This is a genomic window from Thauera sp. (assembly GCF_035444905.1).
In the GTDB taxonomy this organism is placed as follows: Bacteria; Pseudomonadota; Gammaproteobacteria; order Burkholderiales; family Rhodocyclaceae; genus Thauera.
Genome location: NZ_DAOMPS010000004.1, coordinates 51864 through 68555 on the forward strand (window position 1 = coordinate 51864; position 16692 = coordinate 68555).

The 16692-nt window shown below is 69.2% G+C and carries 18 protein-coding genes; 9 read left to right on the plus strand and 9 right to left on the minus strand.

Annotation, left to right across the window (positions count from 1 at the left end; all coding sequences use genetic code 11):
- From PLC66_RS02985 to PLC66_RS03010, 6 genes are all read left to right on the plus strand, one after another.
- The gene (locus PLC66_RS02985) at positions 1-618 is read left to right on the plus strand and encodes a hypothetical protein (protein WP_324537763.1); all 618 of its coding nucleotides are present in this window, start codon (positions 1-3) and stop codon (positions 616-618) included.
- Positions 615-1166 (plus strand): TlpA family protein disulfide reductase, encoded by a 552-nt coding sequence (locus PLC66_RS02990; RefSeq protein WP_324537764.1) that lies wholly within the window; start codon positions 615-617, stop codon positions 1164-1166. The genes PLC66_RS02985 and PLC66_RS02990 overlap by 4 nt, the downstream gene beginning before the upstream one ends.
- A 366-nt stretch (positions 1167-1532) precedes the next feature.
- Positions 1533-1991, plus strand: coding sequence for an acetyl-CoA carboxylase biotin carboxyl carrier protein (gene accB, locus PLC66_RS02995; RefSeq protein ID WP_324537765.1), 459 nt, complete (start codon positions 1533-1535; stop codon positions 1989-1991).
- Between the two features lie 7 nt (positions 1992-1998).
- Positions 1999-3357, plus strand: a complete 1359-nt coding sequence (gene accC / locus PLC66_RS03000; RefSeq protein WP_324537766.1) for an acetyl-CoA carboxylase biotin carboxylase subunit — start codon at positions 1999-2001, stop codon at positions 3355-3357.
- 7 nt (positions 3358-3364) lie between these two features.
- Positions 3365-4267: a 50S ribosomal protein L11 methyltransferase gene (gene prmA / locus PLC66_RS03005; protein ID WP_324537767.1), complete on the plus strand. Its 903-nt coding sequence runs from the start codon at positions 3365-3367 to the stop codon at positions 4265-4267.
- Positions 4264-5451 carry a DUF3426 domain-containing protein gene (locus PLC66_RS03010; RefSeq protein ID WP_324537768.1) on the plus strand — a complete coding sequence of 396 codons (1188 nt, stop codon included), beginning with the start codon at positions 4264-4266 and terminating at the stop codon, positions 5449-5451. The genes prmA and PLC66_RS03010 overlap by 4 nt, the downstream gene beginning before the upstream one ends.
- A 45-nt stretch (positions 5452-5496) precedes the next feature.
- Here the strand turns inward: PLC66_RS03010 and PLC66_RS03015 are convergent, their stop codons facing one another.
- The 3 genes from PLC66_RS03015 to PLC66_RS03025 form a co-directional block, all read right to left on the minus strand.
- Complete coding sequence (locus PLC66_RS03015) at positions 5497-5952, minus strand: outer membrane lipoprotein (protein WP_324537858.1); 456 nt, start codon at positions 5950-5952, stop codon at positions 5497-5499.
- Between the two features lie 11 nt (positions 5953-5963).
- Positions 5964-6899: a carbohydrate kinase family protein gene (locus tag PLC66_RS03020; protein WP_324537769.1), complete on the minus strand. Its 936-nt coding sequence runs from the start codon at positions 6897-6899 to the stop codon at positions 5964-5966.
- Between the two features lie 81 nt (positions 6900-6980).
- Positions 6981-7400 (minus strand): HIT family protein, encoded by a 420-nt coding sequence (locus tag PLC66_RS03025; protein ID WP_324537770.1) that lies wholly within the window; start codon positions 7398-7400, stop codon positions 6981-6983.
- Positions 7401-7511: 111 nt separating this feature from the next.
- On the opposite strand from PLC66_RS03025, the gene PLC66_RS03030 reads away from it, so the two are divergent.
- Positions 7512-8279, plus strand: coding sequence for a GNAT family N-acetyltransferase (locus PLC66_RS03030; RefSeq protein ID WP_324537771.1), 768 nt, complete (start codon positions 7512-7514; stop codon positions 8277-8279).
- 38 nt (positions 8280-8317) lie between these two features.
- Entirely contained in the window at positions 8318-9184 is an 867-nt protein-coding gene (locus PLC66_RS03035; RefSeq protein ID WP_324537772.1) for a lysophospholipid acyltransferase family protein, read from the plus strand.
- Here PLC66_RS03035 and PLC66_RS03040 read toward each other — a convergent pair.
- Positions 9169-9966 (minus strand): symmetrical bis(5'-nucleosyl)-tetraphosphatase, encoded by a 798-nt coding sequence (locus PLC66_RS03040; protein WP_324537773.1) that lies wholly within the window; start codon positions 9964-9966, stop codon positions 9169-9171. The genes PLC66_RS03035 and PLC66_RS03040 overlap by 16 nt on opposite strands.
- 20 nt (positions 9967-9986) lie before the next feature.
- Positions 9987-10994: an NAD-dependent epimerase gene (locus PLC66_RS03045; protein WP_324537774.1), complete on the minus strand. Its 1008-nt coding sequence runs from the start codon at positions 10992-10994 to the stop codon at positions 9987-9989.
- Positions 10995-11122: 128 nt separating this feature from the next.
- Here PLC66_RS03045 and waaA point away from each other — a divergent pair, with 128 nt between their 5' ends.
- Positions 11123-12415 carry a lipid IV(A) 3-deoxy-D-manno-octulosonic acid transferase gene (waaA, locus tag PLC66_RS03050; RefSeq protein ID WP_324537775.1) on the plus strand — a complete coding sequence of 431 codons (1293 nt, stop codon included), beginning with the start codon at positions 11123-11125 and terminating at the stop codon, positions 12413-12415.
- Here the strand turns inward: waaA and PLC66_RS03055 are convergent.
- The 4 genes from PLC66_RS03055 to PLC66_RS03070 all read right to left on the minus strand — a co-directional run bounded on the left by PLC66_RS03055 (position 12393) and on the right by PLC66_RS03070 (position 16614).
- Positions 12393-13703, minus strand: a complete 1311-nt coding sequence (locus PLC66_RS03055; RefSeq protein WP_324537776.1) for a TolC family outer membrane protein — start codon at positions 13701-13703, stop codon at positions 12393-12395. The genes waaA and PLC66_RS03055 overlap by 23 nt on opposite strands.
- A 30-nt stretch (positions 13704-13733) precedes the next feature.
- The gene (locus PLC66_RS03060) at positions 13734-14057 is read right to left on the minus strand and encodes a rhodanese-like domain-containing protein (protein ID WP_324537777.1); all 324 of its coding nucleotides are present in this window, start codon (positions 14055-14057) and stop codon (positions 13734-13736) included.
- Positions 14058-14065: 8 nt separating this feature from the next.
- Positions 14066-14719 (minus strand): protein-L-isoaspartate O-methyltransferase family protein, encoded by a 654-nt coding sequence (locus tag PLC66_RS03065; RefSeq protein WP_324537778.1) that lies wholly within the window; start codon positions 14717-14719, stop codon positions 14066-14068.
- Between the two features lie 116 nt (positions 14720-14835).
- Positions 14836-16614, minus strand: a complete 1779-nt coding sequence (locus PLC66_RS03070) for a carbonic anhydrase (protein WP_324537779.1) — start codon at positions 16612-16614, stop codon at positions 14836-14838.
- Positions 16615-16692 lie beyond the last annotated feature (78 nt).

Sequence of the window (16692 nt, forward strand, 5' to 3'; positions counted from 1 at the left end):
ATGCCCTCACATGCCCACGTTTCCCGCAGCGGCAGCCTGAGACGCGAAATCGCCGCGCTTGCCGCCCGCATGATGGCCGAGGACGGCGTCAGCGACTTCGGCTTCGCCAAGCGCAAGGCGGCCAGGCAACTCGGCGCCACCGACGCCGACGCCCTGCCCACCAATAACGAGATCGAAACCGAACTGCGCGCCTGGCAGGCGCTCTACCAGGACGAGGAGCAGCCCGAGCGGCTGCGCGAAATGCGGAGCGCAGCGGTCGAGGTGATGCGCCTGCTGGCGGATTTTCGCCCTTATCTCACCGGCGGCGCGCTCGACGGCACGGCCGGCCGCTATTCCGAGCTCGAGATCGAGATCTTTCCCGAAAGCACCAAGGACGTCGAAATCTTCTTCCTCAACCAGGACTTTCCCTACGAGCACCGTGAGCCCCGCCGGCCGGCCCCGCATGCAGCCGAGGCCGTCCTCAGCTTCGACTGGGGCGAGGTGCCGGTGAAGGTGTCGGTGTACCCGTCGAGCGCAGAACGCACCATCCGCCGCGGACAGGAGCGCGCCCGCCTCGCCCAGGTCGAGGCTCTGCTCGCCGCGGACGACCCGACCCACGAAGGGAGCTCCCAACGATGAAGCGCAGCCTTCAGCTCGTACTGTTCGCCGCGGTGGCGATCGGCGCGGCCACCGCCGGCTACCTGAGCAATCGCGGCGCCGAAACCAGCGCGCCCGCCGGCCTGCAAGCGGTCTCGCGCGAGACGATCGACGCCCTGCTCGCGCTGCGCCTGCCCGACACCGGCGGTGAAGAGCAGGCCCTGGCGCAGTGGCAGGGCAAGATCATCGTTGCCAACTTCTGGGCCACCTGGTGCCCGCCCTGCCGCAAGGAGATCCCCGACTTCTCCGCGGTCAGCCAGGCAATGGCCAACGAGCCGGTGCAGTTCGTCGGCATCAGCGTGGACGCGGCGGACAAGGTGCGCGAGTTCGATGCCGAATTCCAGGTGCCCTACCCCTTGCTGATCGCCGGCACGCCGGTGCTGGAACTCGCCGCCGGCTTCGGCAATACTGCCCGCGCCCTGCCCTTCACGGTCATTCTCGACCGCGACGGCACGGTTCGCCACATCAAGCTCGGAACCTTGCACCGCGAGGAACTCGAGCGCAAAATCCGCGCACTGCTGGCCTCCTGAGCGTTCCCGCGGCCTCCCAGCCAGCAAGCCAAAAGTGGACAACTTGCATGCAATTGCGGCAAACTTGCCGTCATGAAGCATGCAACAAGCCTGCCACAGCACCTCACCCAAGGCCGCGAAACGCCACCTGAAGCCTGGGTTTCGCGCTCTTGTGGCGGTGTCGACGCAGGGCACGCGAGCGGTGACGGGCAGCCCGAGCCCCCGCTCGCACGACGACGACGGCGCGCCTGAATGAGCACGAAGGCGGGCACGCTGCAGCTGCAGCCCCCGCCATCGAGCGACGGGTCGTCGTCCGCCCCCCCAAGAAAAGCACTCAACATCCGACCGCAGCCTGTCCGAGCGCTGCGGCCCTGTCCGGAGAAAACCATGGATCTGCGCAAGCTGAAGAAACTCATCGACCTCGTCCAGGAATCGGGCATTTCCGAACTGGAAGTCACCGAAGGCGAAGAGAAGGTCCGCATCGCCAAGCACGCGAACCCTGCCCCTGCAACCTATTACGCGCAAGTCCCCGCCAGCGCTCCGGCTGCCCCTGCCGCCCCGGCCGCCGCTGGCACCCCTGCGGCAGCCCCGGCCGCCAATGCCCTGCCCGAGGGCCACATCGTCAAGTCGCCGATGGTCGGCACCTTCTACCGGGCCAGCGCTCCGGGCGCCAAGCCCCTGGTGGAGGTCGGCCAGAGCATCAATGAAGGCGAGCGCCTGTGCATCATCGAGGCGATGAAGCTGATGAACGAGATCGAGGCCGATGCGAGCGGGGTGATCAAGGCGATCCTGGTCGAGAATGGCGAGCCGGTCGAGTACGGCCAACCGCTTTTCGTCATCGGCTGAGCGCGCCATGTTCGAGAAGATCCTGATCGCGAACCGCGGCGAGATCGCGCTGCGGATCCTGCGCGCCTGCCGTGAGCTGGGCATCAAGACCGTCGCGGTGCACTCCGAGGCCGACACCGAGGCCAAGTACGTGCGCCTCGCCGATGAGTCGGTCTGCATCGGCCCGGCCTCGTCCACCCTGAGCTATCTGAACGTGCCGGCCATCATCTCGGCGGCCGAGGTCACCGACGCCGAGGCCATCCACCCCGGCTACGGTTTTCTGTCCGAGAACGCCGACTTCGCCGAACGCGTCGAGCAATCCGGCTTCGTCTTCATCGGCCCGCGCCCGGACACCATCCGCCTGATGGGTGACAAGGTCTCGGCCAAGGACGCCATGAAGGCCGCAGCCGTGCCCTGCGTGCCGGGCTCGGACGGCGCCCTGCCCGATGACCCGAAGGAGATCGTCAAGATCGCGCGCGCCATCGGCTACCCGGTGATCATCAAGGCCGCCGGCGGCGGCGGCGGGCGGGGCATGCGCGTGGTGCACACCGAGGCCGCGCTGCTCAATGCCGTGACCACCACCCGCGCCGAGGCGCAGGCGGCCTTCGGCAACCCGGTGGTGTACATGGAGAAGTTCCTCGAGAACCCGCGCCATGTCGAAATCCAGGTGCTGGCCGACCAGCACGGCAACGCAGTGTACCTCGGCGAGCGCGACTGCTCGATGCAGCGCCGCCACCAGAAGGTGATCGAGGAGGCACCCGCGCCAGGCATCGACCGCAAGCTGATCGCCAAGGTGGGCGAGCGCTGCGCCGAGGCCTGCCGCAAGATCGGTTACCGCGGCGCCGGTACCTTCGAGTTCCTGTTCGAGAACGACGAGTTCTATTTCATCGAGATGAACACCCGGCTGCAGGTCGAGCACCCGGTCACCGAGTTCATCACCGGCGTCGACCTGGTGCAGGCTCAGATCCGGGTGGCAGCGGGCGAGAAGCTGTGGTTCCGTCAGCGTGACGTCGAGTTCCGCGGCCATGCCATCGAGTGCCGCATCAATGCCGAGGATCCGTTCAAGTTCACCCCTTCGCCGGGACGCATCAGCAACTGGCACACGCCTGGCGGCCCCGGCATCCGCGTCGACTCGCACGTCTACAACGGCTACACGGTGCCGCCGCACTACGACTCGATGATCGGCAAGCTGATCGCCTACGGCGACACCCGCGACCAGGCGATCCGCCGCATGCGCATCGCCCTGTCCGAGATGATGGTCGAGGGCATCAAGACCAACATCCCGCTGCACCAGACGTTGATGCTCGACCCGCGCTTCAACGAAGGCGGCACCAGCATCCACTACCTGGAGCACAAGCTCGCCGATCGCAACGAAGTGAAGGACTGAGGCGAGGATGTGGATCTCCGTCACCCTGCAGGCCGAGGCCGACAAGGCCGAGGCCCTCTCCGACGCGCTGATGGAGGCCGGCGCGCTGTCGGTCTCGATCGAGGACGCGGACGCCGGCACCGAGGCGGAGAAACCGCAGTTCGGCGAACCCGGGCACCTGCCCACCGGCTTGTGGGACCACAGCCGCGTGATCGCGCTTTTCGATGCTGACACCGCCGGCGAGGCCCTCGCTGCAATGCTGGCCGAGGCGGCACGGGCGGCCGGCTTCGACGCCGTGCCGCCGTTCACCACGGAAGAGGTGGCCGAGCAGAACTGGGTGCAGCTCACGCAGAGCCAGTTCGACCCCATCCGCATCACCGACCGGCTGTGGATCGTACCGTCCTGGCACGCGGCGCCCGACGCCGACGCGATCAACATCGAGCTCGATCCCGGCATGGCCTTCGGCACCGGCTCGCACCCGACCACCCGGCTCTGCCTGCAGTGGCTGTGCGACGCGGTCACGCCCGGTTGCAGCGTGCTCGACTACGGCTGCGGCTCGGGCATCCTCGGCATCGCCGCGGCCAAGCTCGGCGCCGGCGACGTGCTGGGCATCGACATCGACGAGAAGGCGGTCGAGGCCGCACGCGACAATGCCGGGCGCAATGCCGTGAACATGCGCCTGGAGCACTCGGGCATCCCGGTGGACGAGACCTTCGACCTCGTTGTCGCCAACATCCTCACCAATCCGCTGTGCGTGCTCGCGCCGGCAATTGCCGCCCGCATCACCGCCGGCGGCCGGGTGGCCTTGTCGGGCGTGCTCGACACCCAGGCCGAGCAGGTCATCGAGGCCTGGGCCCCCTTCGTCACGCTGCACGTCGGCGCCAGCCTGGACGGCTGGATACGGCTCGAAGGACAGCGCCCCAGGCCATGATGCTCACGCGCTGCCCCGCCTGCCAGACGGTGTTCCGGCTGCGGCCGGAGCAGCTGCACGCCAGGCGTGGCGAGGTGCGCTGCGGGCATTGCTTCCACCCCTTCAACGCGCTCGAGCACGCCATCGACATGCCGGTCGAGGCACCGGCCGCCACTGCGTCCGCGGCAGGCGCGGCCCAGCCGCCGCGGAGCGCGTCGCCGGCGCCCACCCTGGAACGCGCGACCCAGCGCACGCAGGGGGCGGACTTCTTCGTGCTCGCCGAAAAGCCGCAGACCGCGGCTTCGGCCGGTGCTGCCCTGGATTTCGAGATTCCCGACTTTCCGCCGCCCGATGCACCCCAGCACGCGGAATTGGCCAAGGACGCGGAATGGCCCGAACGGGCGGAAGTGCCCGCAAGCCGCGAGGCGCCCACGTCACCCGCGCCCTTCGAACGCGCTGGACTGACGGACTACGCCCTGGCGCCCGGCGCCGAAGGGTCACCGCCATACGCACAAGCAGCCTTCGTCCCGCCCATGATGCCGGGCGTGCTGCGCAGCGGCCGCCGCGCGGCCACTGCCGCGCCAGCGGAGCCCTCGGCCGTGGCAGCACGCGAGCCCGCGCCTGAGACGGAGCCCCCCGCGCAACCGGCGGCGCAAGCTGCACCGGAGCCTGCACCGGACATCGCCCGCCTCGACGCTGCCTATGGCCGCCCCAAGCAGGCTGCCCATCCGGCCGTACGCGCGCTTGCGAGCCTGGTCCTGGTGCTCATGCTCGGCCTGCTGGGCACCCAGCTCGGCTATCTGTATCGAATGGAAATCGCACGCGAGCTGCCCGGCTTGCGGCCCCTGCTCGTCGCCGCCTGCGCGCGGATCGGCTGCACGGTGCCGTATCCGCGCGATGCGGACCGGATTGCCATCGACGCCTCCGAACTGCAATCCGAGCCGGGCCGACCGGGTCACTACCTGCTGCAGGCAACGCTCAACAACCGCGCCGACTACCCGCAGCACTGGCCCCACCTCGAACTGACGCTGACCGACGCCGGTGACAAGCCGATCTCCCGTCGCGTGCTGACACCGGCCGACTGGCTGCCGAACACCCAATCGGCCGAGGCTTTTGCGGCCCGCAGTGCGGTCGGCGTGCGCATCCCCTTCGAGGCACCGGGGATCGCGCCGACCGGCTACCGCATCTACCTCTTCTACCCTTGAGCCTGGCGCGCGCCTGCTGCCAGCCGCGCGCCGAGACGTGCCCGCTCAGCGCGTGACGCGCGTCGTGCCGCCATCGCGCAACACCCGCACGCGCTCGCCCGGGCGGAAGCGTTCTCCCTCATCCCCCTGCACCACGGCGAGGAACTGACCGTTGTCCAGGCGCACCGTCACCTCGACACCCGGCGTGCGGGTCGCGCCCTCCTCGACCGCCGAACCTGCCACGCCACCGGCAACCGCGCCGAGCACGGTGGCGACCGCCTGGCCACGCCCACCGCCGATGGTGCTGCCGGCAATGCCGCCGACGGCCGCCCCGGCAACGGTTCCGATCGGCGTCTTCGTGCCCTCGAGTTGCACGGCACGCACCGACTCGATGGTGCCGAACTGCACGGTCATCGCCCTGCGCGCCTCGGTGCGCGAATACGTGCCACCGCCCAGGCCCTGCGCGCAACCGCCAAGCACCAGGACCGCAACGATCGCACCGACGGCCGCACGCAACTTCATTCCCTTGTGATTCACCCAAACTCCTCCCCGAATTCCGCCGCGAAGCGGGATGCAATGTCCGCCCGCGTCGGCTGGTGGTTCTGCCCACCGCGATGCGCGATCTTGATCGCGCCCATCACCGAAGCCAGGCGCACGCTCTTCAACAACGGCCAATCGTTGACCAGCCCGTGCAGCAGGCCCGCCCGGTAGGCATCGCCGCAACCGGTCGGATCGACGATCGCGTCGGCTTTGACCGCCGGCACGGAGAACACCTCGCCGTGCCAATGAACGCGCGAACCCTCCGCGCCCAGCGTCACGACCAGCGCCTCGACCTCGCGCGCGAGTTCAGCCTCGCTGCGCCCGGTCTTGTCGCACATCAGGCGGGCCTCGTAGTCATTGACCGTGCAGTAGCGCGCCTGTTGCAGACAATTCAGTAACGCTTCGCTACCGAGGATCGGCAGCGCCTGGCCCGGATCGAAGACGAAGGGCACGCGCGCCTCGGCAAAACCCGCCGCGTGGCGCAGCATGCCGTCCGCGCCATCCGGTGACACGATGCCCAGCCTCACGCCGCGTGCCTCGCGCACGTCGTTGAGGTGGGAGTGGAACATCGCCCCCGGATGGAAGGCGGTGATCTGGTTGTCGTCGAGGTCGGTGGTGATGAAGGCCTGGGCGGTGAAGCTGCCCGCCACCTCGCGCAGGTGGTCCTGCCGCATACCGAGCGCCTTCAGGCGCGCCCGGTAGGGCCCGGCATCCTCGCCCACCGTTGCCATGATGAGCGGGTCGCTGCCGAGCAGCTTGAGGCTGTAGGCGATGTTGCCCGCGCAGCCGCCGAACTCCCGGCGCATGTCGGGCACCAGAAAGGAGACGTTCAGGATGTGGATCTGCTCGGGCAGGATGTGATTCTTGAAGCGGTCGGGGAAGACCATGATCGAGTCGTAGGCGACCGATCCGCAGACGAGGATGGACATTGGCAGGCGTGGCGACGGAGTAAAGCGCCATTATCCCAAAATCCGCCGCCGCCCATGGTGCCCGCTTGCGCGGGCCTCGCTTCAGCCCAGGGCCAACGCGGCGCGCAGCTTCTCCGCCATGGCCTCGAGCTCCTCGCGCGGCGGATTCTTCACCGGCCAAGCCAGCTCCATGCCATCGCCCTCCCAGCGCGGCAGCACATGGATGTGGAAGTGGAAGACGGTCTGCGCGCCGGCCTTCTCGTTGGCCTGGAGCAGGGTCACGCCCTCGCAGCCAAAGGCCTGCTTGGCCGCGCGCGCCATGCGTGCCGCGGTGCGAAAGGCGGCGCCGGCGAGGCTGTCGTCAAGCTCATAGACATTGGCACGATGCGGCTTGAGCAGCACCAGCATATGGCCCGGATTGACCGACTGGATGTCCATGATGGCGAGGGTGTGCTCGTCCTCGAAGACCTTCGACGCCGGCAGCTCGCCCTGGGCGATGCGGCAGAACACGCAGTTTTCCATGCTTCCAGGCTCCTTTCCGTTGTGGGTGTCACCACATCGTAATGAGCACGTCACTGCATCGCAACGCGCCCTTTCGAGAATGGCGCCAACCGAACAGCACGGAAGACCGCCATGCTCCAGCACGTCCAGCCACGCCCCGAAGGGGCCGCACGCAAGTCGCGCAACCTGCACGTGGGCCTCGCCACCTGCGAGACCGAGATCCTCGAAGCGCAGAAGCTGCGCTATCGCGTGTTCGCCGAGGAGATGGGCGCACGCCTGCCGAGCCGCACGCCGGGAGTTGACCGCGACATCTACGACCCCTTCTGCGAGCACCTGATCGTGCGCGACGAGGACGCCGGTCGCATCGTCGGCACCTATCGCATCCTGTCGCCGTCGGCCGCGCGCAAGGTCGGCGGCTATTACTCGGAAAACGAATTCGACCTCACCCGGCTGCAGCACCTGCGCAGCCGGCTGGTGGAAATCGGCCGCTCCTGCATCGACGCCGAGTATCGCAGCGGCGCGGTGATCACCCTGCTGTGGTCGGGGCTGGCGCGCTACATGCAGGAAAACGGCTACGACTACCTGATCGGCTGCGCCTCGGTGAGCATGGCCGACGGCGGCCACGCCGCAGCCAGCCTGTATAATCGCCTGCGCGAAAAGCACCTGGCACCGCTCGAATACCACGTCTTCCCGCGCGCCCCGCTGCCACTCGAGAGCCTGCGCAACGACCTGGCCGCCGAGCCGCCGCCGCTGATCAAGGGTTATCTGCGCGCCGGGGCCTGGATCTGTGGCGCGCCGGCCTGGGACCCCGACTTCAACACCGCCGACCTGCCCGTCCTGTTGCCCATGGGCAAGGTCGACGAGCGCTACGCCAAGCACTTCCTGGGACGCAAGGACTGAAACATAACGCCCACCACAGCGACAAGGACAAGCCTGCGATGAACGCCTCGGAACACGCGGACGGCGTTCCCGACGTCGCCGCCTTCACGCGTCTGCAGGCAGCGCCGGCTGCGGGCACGATCGCAGCCGGCAGCCGGCCAACGCCACGCCTGCTGCGCGCCTGGCGCTACACCCGGCTGGCGCTGCATCTCGTGCAGGGCCTGTTGACGGTCGCCTTCGTCTATCCGCTGTGCAGGCGTCCCGCCCACCAGGCCCTGCGTCGCCGCTGGTCGGCCGGCCTGCTGCGCGTGCTCGGCATCGAGCTCGAGACGCGCGGCGAGGCAGTCGCGCCCGGATGCATGCTCGTCGCCAACCACATCTCCTGGGTCGATATCTTCGTCATCAACGCGCTCGCCCCGGCGGCCTTCGTGTCCAAGGCCGAGGTGCGCAACTGGCCGCTCATCGGCTGGCTGGCGGAGCGCAACGACACCATCTTCCTGCGCCGCGGCAGTCGCGGCCATGCGCGCATCATCAACGCCGAAATCGCCGGACTGCTCGACGCCGGCTGCAACGTGGCGATCTTTCCGGAAGGCACGACCACCGACGGCAGCCACCTGCTGCATTTTCACGCCGCCCTGCTGCAGCCGACGATCGCCTGCGGCCACCCGCTGCAGCCGCTCGCCCTGCAGTACCGCACGGCGGACGATCGCTTCAGCCGCGCCCCGGCCTACGACGGCGAGCTCAGCCTCGGTGAGTGCGTGGCCAACATCGTCGCCAGCCGCCGCACGATCGCCCGCGTCACCGTGGCGGCACCGATTCCCACCTGCGACGGAGTGGATCGGCGCACCCTCGCCGCGCATGCGCATGCGCAGATCGCCGCCGTGATCGCCGAGCCGGGCGCAGCATCGCCTCAGCCCGGCACCTGAAAGACCGCATCGTCCTCGATCCGCAGCGCGGTGAGCTTTCCGCCCCAGACGCAGCCCGAGTCGAGCGCGATCAGGCCCGGCTCGCGGTAAAAGCCCAGCGCCGACCAGTGCCCACAGACGATCGTGTGGGTGCGACTGAAGCGGTCGGGCACGCTGAACCACGGCATCATGCCCGGCGGCGCCTTGTGCGGCGCCCCCTTGGCGCGCAGGTCCATGCGTCCATCGGCGGTGCAGAAGCGCAGCCGGGTGAGCGCATTGACGATCACCCGCAGCCGGTCCCAGCCCTTGAGCCCGTCCGACCAGCGCTCGGGCCGATTGCCGCCCATGTTGAGCAGGAACTCGCGCGCGCGCGGCCCCGACAGCGCGGCGCTGACCTCGGCGGCGAGCGCCTGCGCCCGGGTCACGGTCCACCGCGGCAGCAAGCCGGCATGGACGAGCACATGCTCGCCCTCGACAACGATCAGCGGCAGGCAGGACAGCCAGTCGATCAGTTCCTCCCGATCGGGCGCCTCGAGCACCTGGAACAGCGTGTCGTCGCTGTCGCGATGCTTGAAGCCGGCCGCCACCATCAGCAGGTAGAGATCGTGATTGCCGAGCACGATGGTGGCGGCCTTGCCCAGGTCGCGCAGGGCGCGCAGCACCCGCAGCGACTCGGGCCCGCGGTTGACGAGGTCGCCGACGACCCACAGCCGGTCGGCCGCCGGGTCGAACGCAAGCTTGTCGAGCATGCGTTCGAGCGGCGCGTAACAGCCCTGGATGTCGCCGATTGCGTAGGTTGCCATCGTCCGCCGCCGACCTTGCGCTAGACCCTGTAGTAGTCGCGATACCAGGCGACGAAGCGCGCCACCCCGTCCTTCACGCTGGTCGCCGGGGCGAAGCCGGTCCACGCATTGAGCGCCGCGGTGTCGGCATAGGTTGCCGGCACATCGCCATCCTGCAGCGGCAGGAAGTTCTTCTGCGCGCGGACGCCGAGCGTGTCCTCGATCGCGGCGACGAAATCCATGAGTTCGACCGGATCGTGGTTGCCGATATTGAACACGCGGTAGGGGGCGTTGCTGGTTCCCGGGTCGGGCTGATCGGCGTCGAAGCCGGGATCGGCGGCAGCGACGCGATCGAGGGTGCGGATGACGCCTTCGACGATGTCATCGACGTAGGTGAAGTCGCGCTTCATGCGGCCGTGATTGAAGACGTCGATCGGCCGCCCCTCGAGGATGGCCTTGGTGAACAGGAACAAGGCCATGTCCGGCCGCCCCCACGGACCATACACGGTGAAGAAGCGCAGGCCGGTGGTGGGCAGGCCATAGAGGTGGCTGTAGGTGTGGGCCATCAGCTCGTTGGCCTTCTTGGTGGCGGCGTAGATGCTCACCGGATGATCCACGCTGTCGCGCTCGGAGAACGGCATCCTGGTGTTGCCGCCGTAGACGCTGGAACTCGACGCATACACCAGGTGCTGCACCTGCGAATGGCGGCAGCCCTCGAGGATGTTCATGAAGCCGACGAGGTTGCTGTCGATGTAGGCGTGGGGGTTCTGCAGCGAGTAGCGCACGCCGGCCTGGGCCGCGAGGTGGATCACGCGGTCGAAGCCCTCTTCGGCGAACAGGCGCTCCATGCCCGCGCGATCGGCGACATCCATCCTGACGAAGCGGAACCCGGCATGGGGCGTGAGGCGCGCCAGCCGCGCCTCCTTGAGCGTCGGATCGTAGTAGTCGTTGAGGTTGTCCAGCCCGACCACCTGGTCGCCACGGGCGAGCAGGCGTTCCGAGGTGTGCATGCCGATGAAACCGGCGGCACCGGTGACGAGGATCTTCATGGGGAGCGTTTGACCAAGGGAAGTAATCGGGCGGAATTATCGCACGCAGGCCGGGGCAGGCGTGTGACAGACGTCTTGCGCGCCGCATCCATGCTTATACTTGCGCGGTCGCCTGCCGCCCCGACTCGATGCTGACCCGCCTGCCCTACACCCTGCTCTGGTTGCTCGCCCTGCCCTTGGTGCTGTTGCGACTGCTGTGGCGAGGGCGGCGCCAACCCGGCTATGTGCGCCATCTCGGCGAGCGTTTCGGCCACTACCGGGTGCGCGCGCCGGGGGCGGTGATCTGGGTCCATGCGGTGTCGGTCGGCGAGACCCGCGCCGCCGAGCCGCTGGTGCGGGCGCTGCTCGAACGCTGGCCCGAGCACAGCGTGCTGCTCACCCACATGACGCCCACCGGCCGCGATACCTCGCGCGCGCTGTTCGGCAACGACGCGCGCGTGCTGCGCGCCTACCTGCCCTACGACATCGGCTGCTTCACCCACGCCTTCCTGCGTCATTTCCGCCCCCGCTTCGGCGTCGTGATGGAGACCGAGCTGTGGCCCAACCTGCTCGCCGCCTGTCGCCGCCGACGCATCCCGGTGATGCTGGCCAACGCCCGCCTGTCCGAGCGTTCGGCCCGCCGCTACGCGCGCCTGCCGGCCCTCACCGCGCTGACGATGAGGGCGCTGAGCGTGATCGGCGCGCAGAGCGCCGCCGATGCGGCCCGCCTGAGCCAGCTCGGGGCGCGCCGCGTCAGCGTCACCGGCAACATCAAGTTCGACATCGCGCCGCCGCAGGCGGCCCTGCAACTGGCGGCCACCCTGCGCGCGCGCATCGGCCCCCGTCCGGTCGTGCTCGCGGCGAGCACGCGCGAGGGCGAAGAGGCCTTGCTGGTCGAAGCCTTCGCCCGCCAGGCCGCGGCCGATGTACTGCTGCTGCTCGTGCCGCGCCATCCACAGCGCTTCGACGAGGTCGCCGCGGCGGTGGGCGCCGCCGGGCTCAAGCTGCAGCGCCGCAGCGCGGAGGCCGCGGTCGACGCCGAAACCCGCGTGCTGCTGGGGGACTCGATGGGGGAGATGTTCGCCTATTACGCCACGGCCGATGTGGCCCTGATTGGCGGCAGCTGGCTACCCCTGGGCGGGCAGAACCTGATCGAGGCGTGCGCCGTCGGCACGCCGGTGGTGGTGGGGCCGCACACCTTCAACTTCCAGCTGATCGCCGAAGAGGCAGTGCGCTGCGGCGCCGCCCTGCGCGCCGACGATGCCGACGCCGGCATGGCCGCCGCGCTCGCCCTGCTCGCCGACGTGCCGCGCCGCGAGGCGATGGCGGCAGCCGGTCGCAGCTTCGCCACCCTGCATCAGGGTGCGACGCGGCGGACGGTGGACATCCTGGAGGGGCTGGAGGCGTCCGAGGGCGAGCTCAGGGCGCGAGCAGGGCGTTGATGGCGCGCACGTCTTCCTCGCCCAGCGTACCGGCGGCCGCGCGCAGGCGCAGCTGGGCGAGCAGGGTGTCGTAGCGGGCGCGCGAGAGCTGCTGCAAGGTGTCGGCGAGCTGGGTCTGGGCGTTGAGCACGTCGATGTTGATGCGCACGCCCACCTCGTAGCCCAGCCGGTTGGCCTCGAGCGCCGAAGTGGACGAGACGCGCGCGGCCTCGAGCGCCTTCACCTGCGCCATGCCGCTGGTGACCCCCAGCCACGACTGCCGGGCCGCGAGCGCCGCCCTGCGGCGCGCATCCTCGAGGTCGGCATCGGCCTTCATGCGCAAGGCCGCCGCCTCGCGCGACACCGAGGACACGCGCCCGCCCGCATACAGCGGCAGGTTGAGCTGCAGGCCGATGGTGGTGGCCTCTGAACGCTCGGTTGTGGGCTGGGGCCGGTTGTTGAGGCCGTGACTGGCGACCACATCGACGGTCGGCAGGTGGCCGGCGCGCGCCCGCTCGACCTCTCGCGCGGCGATCTCGCGCGTCAGTTGCTGGGCCTGCACGCCGAAGCTGCCCGACTCGGCCGCGGCGACCCAGTCGGCAATGCTGTCGGGCTGGGGACGCTGCAGCTCCACCCCTTCGCGCAGTCCGGCGAGCGCTTCGGGCTCCTTGCCGATGATCTGCGCCAGGCTCTGGCGCGCGACCTCGAGCTGGTTCTGCGCCGCGATCTCCTGCGCCGAGGCCAGGTCGAAGCGCGACTGCGCCTCGTGCACATCGGTGATCGTCACCGTGCCGACCTCGAAGCTGGTCGCGGCCAGCTCGCGCTGCTCGGCCGCCGCGGCGCGCAACTGGCTCACGGCGGCAAGCGCATCCTGGGCGATGAGCACGTTGAAATAGGCTTCCGACACGCGCAGCACGAGATCCTGGCGCTCGATGCCGAACTGGGTCTCGGCCAGCGCCGTCTGCAGTTCGCCCTGCTTGAACTGCACCCAGTTCTGCATGCGAAACAGCGGCTGGGTGAGCTGCACGGCGTAGCCGTTGCTGTTGAAGCTGGCATTGGAAGTGCCGGGCTGCGGGGTTCGCAGCTTGATATCGGCGTCGTTCCAGGTCGTGTTCGCCGACACGCCGAGCTGCGGCAGCAGCCCGGCGCGGCCCTGCACCACGCGCTCCTGCCCGGCCTCGAGCTGCGCCCGCGCGGCGGAGAACCTGGCATCGTTGGCTAGCGCATCCTGGTACACCTGCATCAGGTCGGCCGCAGCGGCGGCGCTTGAAAACAGGCCTGCGATGCACATTGCCAACACTTTCTTCATGCCATTCTCCGCTCGTTTGCTCGGCTGACGTCAGTACTGCGGCATTCGGGGGTCGACCTGCGCGGCCCAGCCGGCCACGCCGCCGGCGAGGTTGATCACGCGGGTGAAACCCTGGTGCTCGAGGAACATGCACACCTGGGCACTACGCCCGCCGTGGTGGCAGACGACGACGATCTCAGCGTCGCGATCGAGCTCGGCGACGCGCGCCGGCACGCTCGACATCGGCATCGGCAATGACCCGTCGATGTGACAGATCTGGAATTCCCAGGGTTCGCGCACGTCGAGCAGCACGGGGGCGGGCTGCTGCGGGTCCTGCAGTCGCTGGGCAAGTTGGGTCGGGCTGATCTGGCGCATGATGGGGGTCAGAAACTGAAGTGCTCGCTGCGCGCCGTGGTCTTCAGCATCGGCACGACGGTCTCGAAGATGTCCTCGGTGCGGAAGCGGCCCTCGGCCTCGCAGGTGATGAGGCGCGCCTTCATGACCGGCGCCTCGCCGACGAAGGCAAACAGGCGCCCACCCACCTTGAGCTGCTCGAGCAGGGCCTGCGGCACGAAGGGGACCCCGCCCGACAGCACGATCGCGTCGTAGGGCGCACGCTCGGCCCAGCCGGCGAGTCCGTCGCCCTCGACGACGACCACGTTCTCGACCCCGTTGCGGGCCAGGTTGGCGCTCGCCAGCTCGACCAGGCGAGGCTCGATCTCGATCGTCCGCACCCACTCGCTGCGCGCCGCCAGCAGGGCAGCGAAGTAGCCCGAGCCCGTGCCGACCTCGAGCACCGAGTCGCCTTTGGCAATGCGCAGCGCCTGCAGCACCTTGCCTTCGATGACCGGCTTGAGCATGACCTGACCATGACCGAGCGGGATCTCGACGTCGGCAAAAGCGAGTTCGCGATGGGCAGCGGGCACGAATTCCTCGCGCTTGACCGTCATCAGGAGGTCGAGCACATTTTGATCCAGCACCTCCCAGGGGCGGATCTGCTGCTCGACCATGTTGAAGCGCGCTTTCTCGAAGTTCATCTGGGACTCCAGGCTAAATATTAGCACACGCTAATTAATAGCGTGATCCGTGAGGGCAAACTGCGTCATTCTAGCGCAGTTGCTGCACTGCGATTCGGGCTGGAGACGGGGGGGCGTCAGCGCGACTCGAGCAGCAGACGCCCGTTGAGGGGCTGGATGGGACGGCCGTTGCGCGGATAAAGGCGCGAGAACACCACAAGCTGCTCATCGGCAATCGGCAGCGGCTGCTTCATGACCACCCACAGCACATCCTCGGAGCACGGCGGGGTGGGCAGCGAGCCCATGTAAAGGAAATGACCGGGCTGCGCGGGAACCAGGGCGGCGAGGTCGAGCACGGCCTGCGGCACGAACTCCCGGCCGCGATCGAGGGGCAGGTTGTTGAACACGGTCTGCAGCACCTCGTTGCGCGCGCCGCCAGCCTCGAGCAACAGGGACAGCATCGCCACCCGGCCGTCCTCGCTACGGTGCTCCAGATAGAGCGCCATGTCATGCGCCATGCCGCCGACGCGATCCTGCGAGGGCCGGTGCAGGGTGAAGCGCTCGAGCGCATAACGCGTGCCGCGCACCTCGATGCCCATGCCCTCGCCCACCTCCACCTGCAAGGTGTTGCCGGTGTCGCGCACGCGAAAGCCGCTGCGCCGGTAGTCGAACACGACCGGCGCGAGCTCGACCGCAATGCCATCGCGCAGGTCGATCGGCGACTGCCGGCTGCCCTCGGCGCACACGCGCCACTCCGGGCGCAGCCTGCCCCAGTGCTCGGGTCCGGTATCGCCGTCGTAACTCCAGCCCGGCTCGGCCTGGCCAAGGCGGGTAATGCGGATGCCGCTCGGCGTCGCCTGCGCCGCCCGCGGCTCGTTCGTCGGCGCCGCGGTTCGCGCTTGGGCCTGAGGCCTGGCCTGGGCCTGGACAGCCGGGCGTGGCGCAGTCGGCTGCGGGGCCGCCGTCAGCGCGGCGGCGGGCGCCACGTTCGGCGCCTCGCCTCGGACCGGCCGCGCCGGCGCTGCAGTGGGCCTGGGTGACGCAGGCGGCTTTGGCGCGGCGACGCGCGCCGGCACTGCTGCGGACGCAGACGGGGTAGCCGGTGCCGGGACGCGGGCGGCGACCGGCTGCGCCGCGCGTTTGTCCACCTCCGCCGTTGGCGGGACGATGCGCGGCAGGGGCGGCAGGATCGACGTCTGCGGCTCCTGCGAAACGTCCGCAGTGCGAATGGCCCCGGCGGCGAACTTGGCGGGTATCTGCACCACAGGCGCGGGGGGGGCCGCCGACACCGATTCCGCGGTAGGCACTGGTACAGGCGCGGCCGGTGCTGGCGCTGCGAGTGCTGGCGGTGCCGGTGCCGGTGCTGCTAGCGCTGCTGGTGCCGGTGCTGCGGCAGGCGACGTTGGCGCAGCGGCGATCGCCGGCGCGGCGAGCCGTGCCGCCGGCGGGGTTGCGGAGCTCGCGGCGCGCGCGGGCGCTGCCGCCACGCGAGCGGCCTCGCTGGCCAGTTGCTGCAGGTCGGCCGCGGTGGCGGGCTTGCACACCTCGCGCCACATGCGCTCATCGACCGAGCCACGCGCGACCGACAGGGCCTCGCCCTCGACCGACTCCTCGCGGACGATGTTGTCGAAGGCGTCGACATACACGCGCTTGATCGTCGCAAACGTGTTGTTGCGGCAGTCGTAGCGGTTGAGCGCCTTGATCATCGCGTAGCCTGACCTGCGCGCCTCGTCGGTCGTGAGCACCACCCGCCCCCATCCGACCCGGGTGCCCGCATCCGAGGACAGAATGCTGTCGCGATCGATCTCGACGCGGCGATTGCGGTCGCTCAGCACCAGCTGCCAGTCGGCTGCGAAGGCGGCCTGCAGGGGCTGGGCGAGGAGCAAGGCGGCGAGCAGGAGTCGGATGGGCTTCATGGGCGTTCTGCGATATCGGCAATCACGATGCTATACGACCATTCGGGTCCGATCTTGAGTACCTTGCCACAGGCAGAC

Excerpts from the sequence above, each read along its gene's own strand:
- PLC66_RS02985 (WP_324537763.1), top strand. The coding sequence starts at position 1 with ATGCCCTCACATGCCCACGTTTCCCGCAGCGGCAGCCTGAGACGCGAA.
- PLC66_RS02990 (WP_324537764.1), top strand. The coding sequence starts at position 615 with ATGAAGCGCAGCCTTCAGCTCGTACTGTTCGCCGCGGTGGCGATCGGC.
- accB (WP_324537765.1), top strand. The coding sequence starts at position 1,533 with ATGGATCTGCGCAAGCTGAAGAAACTCATCGACCTCGTCCAGGAATCG.
- accC (WP_324537766.1), top strand. The coding sequence starts at position 1,999 with ATGTTCGAGAAGATCCTGATCGCGAACCGCGGCGAGATCGCGCTGCGG.
- prmA (WP_324537767.1), top strand. The coding sequence starts at position 3,365 with ATGTGGATCTCCGTCACCCTGCAGGCCGAGGCCGACAAGGCCGAGGCC.
- PLC66_RS03010 (WP_324537768.1), top strand. The coding sequence starts at position 4,264 with ATGATGCTCACGCGCTGCCCCGCCTGCCAGACGGTGTTCCGGCTGCGG.
- PLC66_RS03015 (WP_324537858.1), bottom strand. The coding sequence starts at position 5,952 with ATGAAGTTGCGTGCGGCCGTCGGTGCGATCGTTGCGGTCCTGGTGCTT.
- PLC66_RS03020 (WP_324537769.1), bottom strand. The coding sequence starts at position 6,899 with ATGTCCATCCTCGTCTGCGGATCGGTCGCCTACGACTCGATCATGGTC.
- PLC66_RS03025 (WP_324537770.1), bottom strand. The coding sequence starts at position 7,400 with ATGGAAAACTGCGTGTTCTGCCGCATCGCCCAGGGCGAGCTGCCGGCG.
- PLC66_RS03030 (WP_324537771.1), top strand. The coding sequence starts at position 7,512 with ATGCTCCAGCACGTCCAGCCACGCCCCGAAGGGGCCGCACGCAAGTCG.
- PLC66_RS03035 (WP_324537772.1), top strand. The coding sequence starts at position 8,318 with ATGAACGCCTCGGAACACGCGGACGGCGTTCCCGACGTCGCCGCCTTC.
- PLC66_RS03040 (WP_324537773.1), bottom strand. The coding sequence starts at position 9,966 with ATGGCAACCTACGCAATCGGCGACATCCAGGGCTGTTACGCGCCGCTC.
- PLC66_RS03045 (WP_324537774.1), bottom strand. The coding sequence starts at position 10,994 with ATGAAGATCCTCGTCACCGGTGCCGCCGGTTTCATCGGCATGCACACC.
- waaA (WP_324537775.1), top strand. The coding sequence starts at position 11,123 with ATGCTGACCCGCCTGCCCTACACCCTGCTCTGGTTGCTCGCCCTGCCC.
- PLC66_RS03055 (WP_324537776.1), bottom strand. The coding sequence starts at position 13,703 with ATGAAGAAAGTGTTGGCAATGTGCATCGCAGGCCTGTTTTCAAGCGCC.
- PLC66_RS03060 (WP_324537777.1), bottom strand. The coding sequence starts at position 14,057 with ATGCGCCAGATCAGCCCGACCCAACTTGCCCAGCGACTGCAGGACCCG.
- PLC66_RS03065 (WP_324537778.1), bottom strand. The coding sequence starts at position 14,719 with ATGAACTTCGAGAAAGCGCGCTTCAACATGGTCGAGCAGCAGATCCGC.
- PLC66_RS03070 (WP_324537779.1), bottom strand. The coding sequence starts at position 16,614 with ATGAAGCCCATCCGACTCCTGCTCGCCGCCTTGCTCCTCGCCCAGCCC.